This window comes from Desulfobotulus alkaliphilus, from assembly GCF_007830435.1.
Lineage (GTDB): Bacteria > Desulfobacterota > Desulfobacteria > Desulfobacterales > ASO4-4 > Desulfobotulus > Desulfobotulus alkaliphilus.
The window spans coordinates 14565-26845 of record NZ_VLLC01000024.1; the positions used below are offsets into that span (position 1 = coordinate 14565).

Here is a 12281-nt window from a genome sequence, read left to right on the forward strand (position 1 = left end):
ATGTATCAGAAAACCTATCATATTCACTTCGTGGGCATTGGCGGCATTGGCATGAGCGGCATCGCCGAACTGCTCCTCAACCTGGGTTACAGGGTGTCGGGCTCGGACCTTGTTTCTTCGGATATCACCCGCAGGCTGGCTTCCCTGGGCGGACATATTTTTCAGGGCCATGGGGCTTCTCAGGTAGAAAACGCCGACGTGGTGGTTATTTCTTCGGCCATAGGCAAAGACAATCCGGAAATACTCCGGGCAAGGGAAAAATCCATCCCCGTCATCCCCAGGGCAGAAATGCTGGCGGAGCTGATGCGCCTGAAGTACGGGGTTGCCATTGCAGGCGCCCACGGAAAGACCACCACCACCAATCTCATGGCTGCGGTACTGGCTGAGGGCGGTCTTGACCCCACCATTATCATCGGTGGCAAACTGAAAAGCTCAGGCACCAACGCCCGCCTTGGCGAAGGGGATTTTCTTGTGGCAGAAGCCGATGAATCCGACGGCTCCTTTCTCCGCATGAGCCCGGCCATTGCCGTTGTGACCAACATTGATCTGGAGCATCTGGATCATTATAAAGACATAGAGGAAATTAAAACGGCCTTTACGGAATTCATCAACAAGGTGCCCTTTTATGGTATGGGAGTTGTCTGTTTAGACAATGAACATGTACAGAATATCATTCCCCGCATAGGAAAACGTTTTATCACCTACGGTCTTTCGAGGCAGGCGGACTACCGGGCAAAGGATATCCGCAATGAAGGCATGAAAAATCGTTTTACGGTCCTGCACCATGGCAGAATTCTGGGAGATATCACCCTGAATCTTCCGGGACGGCACAATGTCACCAACGCACTGGCAGCCATTGCCACAGGCTGTGAGCTTTCCATTGATTTTAATCAGATCCGCAAAGCGCTGGAACAGATTTCAGGCGTTGCCAGACGCATGGAAATCAAAGCGGAAATCAATGGCATCACCATCATGGATGATTACGGCCATCATCCCACGGAAATTCGGACAACCCTTGAGGCCGTTCGGGAAAGTTACCCGGACAGACGGCTGGTTGTCGTTTTTCAACCCCACAGGTATTCAAGAACAGCAGCCCTTTTTGATGATTTTACAAGGGCTTTTTATGAATCCGATGCCCTGTTCATGCTTCCCGTTTACGGAGCAGGGGAATCCCCCATCGCGGGAGTGACAGGCATGCGTCTCTGTGAGGGTGTCAAGGCCCATGGACACCGGCAGGTTGTCTGTGTGGCGGAAAACAGCGACCCGGTGTCCCTGCTTCAGGATTTTGTGCAAAAAGGGGATGTGGTCCTGACCCTTGGTGCCGGCAATGTATACAAAACCGGTGAAAATCTGGCGGAGGTACTTTCCCGTGCAGCAGCCGCCTGACTACCATAAACTCATATCCAGATTTCCCGGTGTTTTCAGGGAAAACGAAACCCTTGCCGCCCACAGCCGTTTCCGGGTGGGAGGACCTGCGGATCTCTTCTGCTGTCCGGAAGATATCCTCACCCTGACAAAAATCATGGCAGCAGCAAAAGAGGGGGATATTCCTGTATTCATCATGGGTGGGGGTACCAACCTCCTCATACGGGATGGCGGCCTGCGGGGGCTTGTGGTGAGGCTTGGCAATGGATTCAAGTATATCCGCACCGAAGGCAGGCAGCTCATTGCAGGATGTGCGGCCAAGCTTCCCAGGGCCTGTCTCCATGCCGCAGGCCAGGGACTGACCGGGCTTGAAAGCCTTGCTGGCATCCCCGGAACCGTGGGAGGCGCCATTGCCATGAATGCAGGCACACCGGAAGGAGCCGCCTGCGAACGTCTGGAGAGCCTTGTCGTTTGTGAAAAAGATGGCCATGTCCATACCCTGAAAGGGGAAGACTTTACCTTCGGGTACCGTCATTTTCACTGGAAGGACGGCACCCCTGTGGAAAACCGTATTCTTCTGGAAGCCCGCTGGCTGCTGGACACCGGCAATGCAGCGTTTCTGAAGCATAAAATCCGCTCCTCCCTGATCCGGCGCAAGGCCAGCCAGCCTGTGGATGCGGCTTCTGCCGGGTGTATTTTTAAAAACCCCCTGCCCGACCTTCCCGCAGGCCGCCTCATTGATGAGGCCGGGCTCAAAGGAATGCAGCGGGGCGGGGCCATGGTTTCCAGAAGGCATGCCAACTTCATTGTCAATCGGGGAAAGGCCCGGGCCGCAGATATCCTTTCCCTGATGACATGGATACAGCAGGAAATCATGGATACCCATGGTATCACCCTGGAAAGGGAGGTCCGCATTGTCGGTGAAAACACGCCGTGCTGAGGGCATTTCCGGGAAAAAAGGGCATAAAAAAACAAAGCCCAACCGCAGAGTCAAAGATCCTGCGGTATCTCCACTGCGTCTGGGGACAAAAAAAATCTTTCCATGGGTATGGCGCAGCGCAGCCCTTTTAGTGCTGAGCCTTGTGATGATTTTTATCCATGATACCCTGACGCAGTCGGCTTTTTTTGAAATTCGGGATATCCGGATAAAGGGCAACGAAGGGATAGAGCAGGCAGCCATACTGGAACAGATCGCAATTCCAGAAAACAGCAACCTGCTCAGTCTGAATCTGAGGCTGGTCAGGCTCAGACTGGAAAGCCACCCCTGGATTCATCGGGCAGCCGTGAACAGGAAACTTCCCGGCTCCCTTGAAATAGAAATCAGGGAAGAGGAGCCCTTTGCCATGCTCAGCCCCACACCGGACCGGCGTACAGCTTTCTGGGCAGACAGCACCGGCCGGATTTTCAAGGAGGTTACAGAAGAAGATCCCAAAAACTATCCGGCCATTATGGGCCTGCCCCTTGCGGACACAAAGGAAAATGCCCTGTGGTTTGGCAGAGCAAAAAGCCTGCTGTCGCTCCTGCAGGGTCCACCCCATCCACTGCTTGAAAAGGATACCACCTTTTTCCTCTGGGTGGATCCTGACATGGGTCTGGGGCTGGCAGATACGGAAATGGCTTCACAGATCTTCTTCGGTTTTTCCGATTATGCGGCAAAAACCCGGAGACTTCGTATCCTGCTCCAGTACCGGAAGGTGCAGGATCAGACAGAGTCCATGGATACCATCGATCTCGTCCGGCCTGACCGGGTGGTCGTTATACCGGCTGCAGCCTGAAGGCCTGCCGGCAGAAAAAAGGAGGGACGCGTGAACACAAACGGCGACATCATTGTAGGCCTGGATATCGGCACCACCAAAATCTGTGCGGTGGTGGGCGAAGTATCCGGCAATGAAATCCACATTATCGGTATTGGCACCCATCCCTCCACCGGATTGAGAAAAGGCGTGGTGGTCAATATTGATGCCACCGTATCTTCCATACGCAAGGCCGTGGAAGAAGCCGAACTCATGGCAGGCTGCGAGATCAGCCGGGTCTATGCAGGCATTGCAGGAGGGCACATCACGGGCTTCAATTCCCATGGCATCATTGCCATCAAAGGCCCGGAAGTGACGGAAGCGGATGTGGAAAGGGTGATTGAGGCCGCCAGGGCCGTTGCCATCCCCACGGACCGGGAAGTTATTCACGTCCTGCCCCAGGAATTCATTGTGGATGACCACTTCGGCATCCAGAACCCCGTGGGCATGGCAGGCGTCCGCCTTGAAACTAAAATTCACATTGTCACCGGTGCGGTGGCCTCTGCCCACAACATTGTCAAGTGCTGTAACAAGGCAGGACTTGAAGTCATTGATATTGTGCTTGAATCCCTTGCATCGGGCGAAACCGTCCTTTCTGCCGAAGAAAGGGAACTGGGCACAGCCCTCATGGATCTTGGCGGAGGAACCACAGACCTTGCCGTCTTCTCTGGCAACAATATCCGCCACACCTTCATCCTGCCCTTGGGCGGTAACAACCTTACCAATGACATTGCCATCGGACTGAGGGCCCCCATTGCCGATGCCGAACGCATCAAAATTAAACACGGAACCTGCCTTTCCGAAGAAATAAGCCCCGACGAGGAAATTGAGGTTCCGGGCATGGCAGGACGGGAGTCCAGGAAGCTGCCCCGCCAGATTTTAGGAGAAATTATTGAGCCCCGCGCAGAGGAAATCTTCAGCCTGATCAAGCGGGAAATCTACCGGGCAGGCATGGAAAGCCATATTTCTTCAGGCATTGTACTCACGGGCGGGGGTGCCATGCTCCACGGCATCACGGAACTCTGCGAGTCTTTTTTCAATCTGCCTGCACGCATCGGCAATCCCAAAGGTGTCGGCGGGCTGAAGGACGTGATTCAGGATCCCAATTTCGCCACCGCCGTAGGGCTTGTTCTTTACGGAGCCAGACAGGATGAAAACTCTCAGGTAAAAGTGAAAGAAAAGGGTGGCTTTGCCGGGATTCTCGCAAAAATGAAAGAATGGTTTAAAAATGCCATCTGAGCCACGGGAAATCGTTATTGCGACAAAACAATCACCAGGTTGATGTGCACTGAATTTTTTGGAATCCAAAAGGGGACCGCAAAAAGGAGGGAATATGAGTTTCACCTACGTGGAAAATGAAAAAACTGCAAAAATCAAAGTAATCGGTGTCGGTGGTGCCGGCGGCAATGCCATCAACAACATGATTGACGCCAATCTTCAGGGCGTCAAATTCATTGCGGCCAACACCGATGCCCAGGCCCTGGACATTTCCAAAGCTCCCGTAAAAATCCAGCTGGGTACCACCCTGACCGAAGGTCTTGGTGCCGGAGCCAACCCCAGCGTGGGCCATGAAGCGGCCACGGAAAGTGAAGCGGAAATCCGGGAGGCGCTGAAGGACAGCCACATGGTCTTCATCACCGCTGGCCTTGGCGGCGGTACAGGCACAGGGGCTGCGCCCGTTGTTGCCCGCATTGCCAAGGAACTGGGGGCCCTCACCGTTGCAGTGGCTTCCAGACCCTTCAGTTTTGAGGGAAAAAAGCGGCTGCGTCAGGCGGAAGAAGGCCTTGAGGAGCTGAAAAATGTGGCAGATACGGTGATCACCATTCCCAATGACAGGCTCCGGGGCATTGCCCACAAAAATGCCCGCATGGTGGATATGTTTAAAAAAGCCGATGAGATTCTCCACCACTCCGTCAAGGGTATCACCGATCTTATCATGGTACCCGGCCTTGTGAACCTGGACTTTGCCGACGTACGCACCACCATGAGCAAGGCAGGGATGGCCCTCATGGGCATTGGGATTGCCGAAGGAGAAAACCGGGCCGTGGAAGCTGCAGAAAGGGCCATCAGTCATCCCCTGCTGGAAGATATCTCCATTGCCGGCGCCAAGGGTCTTCTCATGAACATCACGTCCACCAGCGAACTCACCATGGATGAAATGACCGAAGCCATGGACCGCATCTATGAAGAAGTGGGCGATGATGCGGAAATCATCTGGGGCCATGCCATTGATGAGAATCTCGGGGAAGAACTGCGCATCACCGTCATTGCCACGGGCATCGGCAGCAAAGAGGAAATGCAGGCCAGAGCAGCCAACGTCATCCCCCACCGCAGCAGCAGCCGGTCAGCAGGTCCTGCAACCCGTGGCAAAATCCGGGAGCTTACCCCTGACGATCTTGAAAATCCCGGGCTTCACGATACTGGCATTATCCAGAGGAAAAAAGCCTCAGGGGATGACATGCAGGATATTCCTGAAATCAGAAAAGGCAGCATAGACAGGGATGATCTGGAAATTCCCACTTTTTTGCGCCGCAAAGCAGACTGAGCTTCCGGGGTCTGCTGCAGGGCATTTTAAAAAAAATAACCGGAGTCCCTTCATCGGATGAAGGACAAAAAACTCCCTGAATTCAGGCCTGATGCTGTTTTGACAGGCCCTTCTTTCGGAAACAACATGGCCAGAAAAAGCACCCCATCCTCCCATTCCCCTGTGTCCGAAACCGGAGTAATCCGCAAGGACAGCAGGGGGCGGGTGCGGGTAGGGCTTGTTTTTCCCAACACCTATGCCGTGGCCATGGCCAACCTTGGTTTTCAGGCCGTCTACGCCCTTTTTAACGCCAGGGAGGATGTGGCCTGTGAGCGTTTTCTGCTCCCTGAAACCCCGGGACCAATCAAAAGCCTCGAATCCGGATGGCCTCTGGATCAGTGCGATATTGTGGCTTTTTCCCTTTCCTTTGAGAATGATTATCCAAATATCCCTGCCATTCTCCATCAAGGCGGCATTCCCTTTCTCCGGGAAAACAGAAACAAAAACCACCCCCTCATCCTTGCAGGCGGTGTGGCCACCTTCCTCAATCCCGAACCCCTTGCGGATTTCTTTGACCTCTTTCTCATTGGTGAGGCGGAAGTTCTTACCCGTCCCTTTTTTAATCTTTTTGCCCGTTACCGGAATCTTTCCCGCAAAGAAAGTCTCTGTGCCATGGCAAAGGAGATGGACGGAATTTACGCCCCCGCATTTTATACGCCCCTTCGCAATGAAAAAGGAGACATCTGCGGATACAAAACCGAAGCCGGGCTGCCTGAAAAAATAAAACGGGTTTTTGACCCCCATGCAAAAAATCAGGCCACCTGCAGCGTGATCACCTCTCCGGACAGCGCCTTTGCGGATACCTTTCTCATTGAGGTCAGCCGGGGCTGTCCCCACGGATGCAGGTTCTGCTCCGCAGGCTTTGTATACCGCCCCCCCCGTTTCCGGAATATGGATGTGCTGGAAAGGGCCATGGCGGAAGGAAAAGCCAGAAACATGAAAATCGGCCTGATGGGAACCGCAGTATCGGACTTAAAGGACATCGACCGGATATGTGCGGCAGCAAAAGACGGGAATCTGGTCTTGAGCTTCAGCTCCCTGCGGGCCGATGCCCTTACACCTGCCCTGCTGGATGCTCTCGTGGCAGGGGGCGTGAAAACCGCCACCATTGCCCCTGAGGCCGGCAGCCCCAGAATGAGGCAGGTGATCAATAAAGGGCTGGACACCCCCACCATACTGGAGGCGGCAGAAAAGCTGGTCTCTGCAGGTATTCCCAACATCCGTCTGTATTTTATGATAGGGCTGCCCGAAGAAAAGCCTGAAGACATTACAGCCCTGAAGGATCTTGTTCTGGAAATCAAGGCCCGCTTTCTGGAAGCCAGCCGCTTAAAAGGCTATATGGGCAGCATTACCGTAGGCGTATCCCCCTTTGTGCCCAAACCCTTCACCCCTTTCCAGTGGGCTGCCATGGAGAGTGAAAATCATCTGAAAAAAATTTTGAAAAGCCTGCGTAAAAGCTTTGCGCCCGTTCCCAATGTCCGGTTCCACGATGAAAATCCTAAAAACAGTATCCTGCAGGCCCTTCTGGCCAAAGGAGACCGGGACACATCCCGGCTGATCACTGCCCTGTGGCAGGAAAAGGGACACCTTGCAAGGGCATGCCGCTCCATTGACTTTGACCCCGGTCCCTGCCTTGAAGCCCGCAGCTTCGGGGATTATCTCCCATGGGAAATCATAGATAACGGCATACGCAGAAGCTTTCTTGAAAAGGAATATATGAAAGCGAAAAAGGCTTTACCCACACCGCCCTGCCCCATGAAAAACTGTGAAGACTGTGGCATATGCAGAGAAAAAGTTCCTTTTCCTCCTCCCTGAAATCCCCTATGATCCAAAAATGGCAGAAGAAGAATGCCCGACGCCTGAATTATTTCCTTATGGCTTCACAATTTGGTCTTTTTACCGGGACAGGAGAACCGTCATGATCCGCTTTCTTTTATCCTGCATCCTCTGTTTCTCTCTGCAGGTAAGGGCCCTTGCCGACCCCCTTACCCTGGTCTGTGATATCTGGCCCCCTTACCAGATACAGGAAAACAGCCATGTCTCCGGGTTCCGTACGGAACTGGTAAAAAATATTTTTGAAATGGCAGAAATTCCCATTACCGTCATCCACGCCTACCCCTGGAAACGGGCCCTGCTCATGCTGGAAAAGGGTGAGGTGGACGGACTTTTTTCCGCCAATCACACCCCTGAACGGGAAAGCTATGCCATGTATCCGGAACTTCCCCTGACCGAAAGCCCTTGGGTTCTCTGGACAAGGGAAGACTCGGGTATAAGCTACACATCCTTTGCGGATCTCAGGGGTAAACGCGTTGGTGTGGTCCGGGGCTATTCCTATACGCCGGAATTCTGGGAAATCCTTACACAATACGGACGTCCGGAGGAAGCCAGCAGCGACGAGCTGAATTTCCGCAAACTGGCCGCAGGCCGTCTGGACATGATTGTGGCGGAGTTGAACAACGGCTATTTTATTATGCAAAAGGAAAGAATTCAAGGCATACGTCCTTTTGCAGAATCTCCCGTCAAAACCGATGGCCTCTACCTCATATTCAACCGGAAACGGGTGGATGAAAAAACAGCAGAAAAATTTTCAAACGCTCTGAGGGAGTACCGAAATTCAGAAGCCTATAAACAGCTCCACAACCGGTATTTTAAGGCAGAAACCGAATCGTTCATTCCGGAACCTTCTCTCAGCTCCGGCAGCACAGACGGATTGTAAAATTTCATCTCCTGCCTCAGGAGCATGGAATGCTGAGCCTTTACCCTTTTTCCATCCTAAGGATATACCATGCTTCATTCTCTCTGCCAGCGAAAAAGTCTTTACCTTCTTTTCTTTGTTTTTACGGGTATTTTTTTTATGGGCAGTCAGGCAGACAAAAAAAACGAGCTGGCTGGTCTGGCCCAGTTCCGCGACGCTGCCAATGCCCAGATGGATATCCTCATTGATACGGCCATTCTCAACTATATTAAAGATTTTGAACGATCCCTTGAAATACTAGCCCTTGATGATACTTTTCTCCAATTTGCCAGAGACCCGAAAAACCATGGGGCATTTGTGAGAAAGCAGTGGAAGGATTTTCTGGGAACACACCCCCATGTTTACTATATTTATTTTGCCCGTATGGATGGCACCATTTTCTTTGAACCTGCGGCCCCGCTTCCCGAAGGATACGATGCCAGAAGAAGACCCTGGTTCCGCCACGCCCTGAATCAGCCCGGAGAAATCCTCTGGACCTCACCCTATGTGGAAGTCCCCACAAACAGGCGGGTCATCAGTGTCGTCACCACCATCCATGACCCTGAATCCAATGAAATGACCGGGGTAATGGGCATGGATCTGCTGACCGAAGATCTGGACAGTTTCCTTGCCGCAGCACCCGCAGGAGAAAAGGGGCTCCTTGCCATTTTCGCCTCAGACGGACAGCTTGTGGCCTCCCCCCATCCCGAAAAGGTAAAGATTCTCCAGAAAAATCCCCTGCACCTTGTCACCATCCTCAATCATGAAAAAGATATTATTAAAATGGATGAGCACACCCCTGAAATGCTGTTCACAACCCGCACCCTGGAACAGCCGCCCTGGCGTATTCTGCAGGGGCTTCCCCTTTCACTGCAAAACAGGCAGGGTCTCTCCATGCAGCAGACAGCCCTCATGGTCATGGCTGCCATCCTGATCTTTTATATTCTGATCCAGATACTTTTCCATGGAAAAGCCCGGCGGAAAATCAAAGCCTTTGAAAAAGACATCCACCTGATACAGATACGGGGCCCCGAACTCCTGCCCCTTTCCCACAAAAAATTCACATCTCCCCTGAAAACACTTTGCAGACAGCTGGCCATAGATCTGTGGCGCAGTGAAGAAAAGAAGATCTCTTTAAAAAAACAGATGGAAACCCTCATTGAAAGAGCTCCCATCGGTATTTTTATATCCACACCGGAAGGCCGTTTTATCCATGTCAACAAAGGCATGGCCCATATTCTTGAATATGAATCACCGGAAGACATGATTCTCCATATTCAGGATATTGCCCAGGAGCTCTATCTGGACAGGCAGGACAGAAAAATCCTTAAAAACCGTCTTATGGCAGGGGGTGTAGAAGATTTTCCCACCCGGTTCCGGAGAAAAAACGGCACCGTCGGCCATGCTTCCATCACGGCCTATGCGGAAATGGGCCCGGACGGTCATATGCTGACCATACGGGGATTCTTTACGGATATCAGCAGGCAGCGCCAGCTGGAAAACCAGCTCCGCCATATGGCCCACACAGACCGCCTTACGGGGCTTCCCAACCGCCGGAGTTTCATGGAACTCATCACCCGTGAGGCCGGACGCTTCTGCCGTTACGGGACGCCCTTCGCCCTTCTTGTTCTGAACATGGACCACTTTCGGGACATCAACGCCCGCTATGGCCATGGAACAGGAGATAAAATTCTCTGTTCCCTGGCGGAAGGACTTTTACAGGCTCTGCGAAGCTGCGATACCCTTGCCCGCATTGACGGCGACACCTTTGCCATCCATCTGGCGGAAACGGACCTTGAAGAAGGGCTGAAAGCAGCCTTACGCTTTCAAAAGCAGATACACGGAAAAAAAATGGCAGAGATGCCGGACATCTATACGACCTTAAGCATCGGTGTTGCCGTACCCACGGAAACCCTTCGCTGCCCGGATCTTCTGCTGCAGGCAGCGGAATCCCGGATGTATCAGGCAAAAAAGAAGGGCGGTGCATGCATTCTCCCCGCCCCGTCATCATGATTACTGTCTATGGAACCATCTCCGTAAAAGGGCCATCTCCGTTTCCGTCAGGGAAAGCTGGGCATTCTCGCAGAGGTTCAGGGTATTGGCCAGAAGGCGTTCTGCAAGGGTCCCGGCGGATTCCCGGCCCTCACCAAAACGATGTCCTGTAAAGGCAATCCCCCGCAAAACAAAATTGACATGCTGTCTGGCCACCGGCACTTCCTTTTCCTTGCAGCGGTCCCGGACTGCTTTGGACACCGTGGTCATATTATAGCCTGACTGGTTGATTTCCTGGGCAATGGCGGAAAAAAGGACGCCGTAATGGGTAGGGGAAAGATAGGGTGTATCCGTGAGGTCATGGATTTTTCTGGCAAGGGCTGCCATTTCCGGTTCAGCAGCCTCAAATACCTCATCCCGGATTCCCGTATCTCCTGCAGGGGCCATGTGGCGCAGGGGGTCATATACATACCCCGGAATCACCGGGGAAGTGGCCAGGGTTCCCAGATCCAGCTCCGCAAGAAAGAGCTTGAAACTCCCCTTTCCCTGCCAGTCGAGACTCACTTCGGGAAAAGCCTGCCGGATACGGTAAGCAAGCTGGGCCATGGTAACGGCTTCCGGTGAGGACCGGACAAAGGTCTGCACCAGACGGGAACACTGTTCCTTCTGTTTTTCCATGCCGGTGCCCCCCCCATTCGGACGGGCATGGGGCGTATATGCACTTTTCTCCGGAGAAACAGGGGCAGGAATCTCCACATGTGCTGTACCAGACAGGTCAGAAATAAGGGCTGAGGTGCCATTCGCTGCCTGTGGTTCAGGTCGTCGGATAATGCGTGCAGGCTCCGAATACCCCATATTGCCTCCGCCAAGGGCTTCTTCGATGAATACATCCTGATCAATGACAAGGTCGCTGGCTGCCCTGTAGGCGGGGGAGGTGGAACCCACAGCCAGTACCGCCGTTCTCCGGTCCCACTTCCGTAATTTCAAAAGCACAGGCGTAAAATCCGCATCCGCACTCATGATGATGAATTCATCGTAATTGACCTTATGGTCCAGAAGATCCAGAAGATCCACCACCATGTGCACGTCCGCACTGGTTTTCCCCTGGGTGGTCAGGCTGGGGCAATCCACGGTCTCAAAGGCTCCCCGGATAAAGTAAGGCCTGAAATTCCCGAAACTTTTGGGATTCAGATAGCAGCGGCGCACCAGAATATTGCGCTTTGCCCCGGCATCAATGCCCGCATAGGGCGGCAGGGAATTTTCAAGCCATGAAATCCAGTCCAGGGGACGCGTGGCAAAGGTTCTTGCAATATTTGCATCCAGCTCTGAAAGCCGGATGAAAATATTATCAAAATCCACAAATACAGCACTGCGCATGGACCGTGTGTTACATTCCAGATATTGCATGTTTCCTCCTTTCCCGCCTTAAAATTGCGGGAAAATATCAAGTGCAAAGAATCCCTTGCCGTTTACGGAAGGGATTCCTATTTTTTACGGACAGAAAAAAAATCTGCCCTTCTGCATGGCAAAGTGGATGAAAAAGCCGGGCCTTCATCCACAGCCCATAAGAATACCACTGCTGAATAAAAAAACCCACGGATTATCCTGCCCCCATGGCAGAAACATGGAAAAACCGAAAAAAAAAGGATTTTCTGATAAAAACCTCTGGCGCCTCCATTACCCCCTTTACTTTCCCACATTATTTCAGTTATATTGACCCATACTCTTTTTTGAAAACAGAAAAAACACCGTCCTTCGTATCCGATGCTCCAGAGCGCAGGATTATTTTACCAGAAATCCTCCATCCATGAAC

Annotated in this window: 10 protein-coding genes; 9 read left to right on the forward strand and 1 reads right to left on the reverse strand. The window is 52.6% G+C overall.

Annotated elements, in window-relative coordinates:
• From murC to LZ24_RS13160, 8 genes are all read left to right on the forward strand, one after another.
• Entirely contained in the window at positions 1–1386 is a 1386-nt protein-coding gene (gene murC, locus LZ24_RS13125) for a UDP-N-acetylmuramate--L-alanine ligase (protein WP_144685864.1), read from the forward strand.
• Positions 1370–2305, forward strand: coding sequence for a UDP-N-acetylmuramate dehydrogenase (gene murB, locus LZ24_RS13130; protein WP_186443141.1), 936 nt, complete (start codon positions 1370–1372; stop codon positions 2303–2305). Before murC ends, murB begins: the two co-directional genes overlap by 17 nt.
• On the forward strand, positions 2286–3140 hold the full coding sequence (locus tag LZ24_RS13135; RefSeq protein ID WP_246118596.1) for a cell division protein FtsQ/DivIB: 855 nt from the start codon (positions 2286–2288) through the stop codon (positions 3138–3140). The genes murB and LZ24_RS13135 overlap by 20 nt, the downstream gene beginning before the upstream one ends.
• Positions 3141–3170: 30 nt before the next feature.
• Positions 3171–4397, forward strand: a complete 1227-nt coding sequence (ftsA, locus tag LZ24_RS13140; RefSeq protein WP_144685870.1) for a cell division protein FtsA — start codon at positions 3171–3173, stop codon at positions 4395–4397.
• Between the two features lie 94 nt (positions 4398–4491).
• Positions 4492–5703 (forward strand): cell division protein FtsZ, encoded by a 1212-nt coding sequence (ftsZ, locus tag LZ24_RS13145; protein WP_144685872.1) that lies wholly within the window; start codon positions 4492–4494, stop codon positions 5701–5703.
• Positions 5704–5829: 126 nt separating this feature from the next.
• The gene (locus LZ24_RS13150; RefSeq protein ID WP_186443143.1) at positions 5830–7557 is read left to right on the forward strand and encodes a radical SAM protein; all 1728 of its coding nucleotides are present in this window, start codon (positions 5830–5832) and stop codon (positions 7555–7557) included.
• 103 nt (positions 7558–7660) lie between these two features.
• Positions 7661–8458 (forward strand): substrate-binding periplasmic protein, encoded by a 798-nt coding sequence (locus tag LZ24_RS13155; protein WP_186443144.1) that lies wholly within the window; start codon positions 7661–7663, stop codon positions 8456–8458.
• 69 nt (positions 8459–8527) lie between these two features.
• Positions 8528–10489 carry a sensor domain-containing diguanylate cyclase gene (locus tag LZ24_RS13160; RefSeq protein WP_144685879.1) on the forward strand — a complete coding sequence of 654 codons (1962 nt, stop codon included), beginning with the start codon at positions 8528–8530 and terminating at the stop codon, positions 10487–10489.
• Here LZ24_RS13160 and LZ24_RS13165 read toward each other — a convergent pair whose 3' ends face one another.
• Complete coding sequence (locus LZ24_RS13165) at positions 10490–11875, reverse strand: NYN domain-containing protein (protein WP_144685881.1); 1386 nt, start codon at positions 11873–11875, stop codon at positions 10490–10492.
• A 206-nt stretch (positions 11876–12081) separates the two neighbouring features.
• Here LZ24_RS13165 and LZ24_RS13170 point away from each other — a divergent pair, with 206 nt between their 5' ends.
• Positions 12082–12279 (forward strand): hypothetical protein, encoded by a 198-nt coding sequence (locus LZ24_RS13170; protein ID WP_144685882.1) that lies wholly within the window; start codon positions 12082–12084, stop codon positions 12277–12279.
• Positions 12280–12281 lie beyond the last annotated feature (2 nt).

Bases quoted from the DNA above. Each gene is read 5' to 3' on its own strand.
- murC (WP_144685864.1), top strand. From the start codon at position 1: ATGTATCAGAAAACCTATCATATTCACTTCGTGGGCATTGGCGGCATT.
- ftsZ (WP_144685872.1), top strand. From the start codon at position 4,492: ATGAGTTTCACCTACGTGGAAAATGAAAAAACTGCAAAAATCAAAGTA.
- LZ24_RS13150 (WP_186443143.1), top strand. From the start codon at position 5,830: ATGGCCAGAAAAAGCACCCCATCCTCCCATTCCCCTGTGTCCGAAACC.
- LZ24_RS13155 (WP_186443144.1), top strand. From the start codon at position 7,661: ATGATCCGCTTTCTTTTATCCTGCATCCTCTGTTTCTCTCTGCAGGTA.
- LZ24_RS13160 (WP_144685879.1), top strand. From the start codon at position 8,528: ATGCTTCATTCTCTCTGCCAGCGAAAAAGTCTTTACCTTCTTTTCTTT.
- LZ24_RS13165 (WP_144685881.1), bottom strand. From the start codon at position 11,875: ATGCAATATCTGGAATGTAACACACGGTCCATGCGCAGTGCTGTATTT.
- LZ24_RS13170 (WP_144685882.1), top strand. From the start codon at position 12,082: ATGGCAGAAACATGGAAAAACCGAAAAAAAAAGGATTTTCTGATAAAA.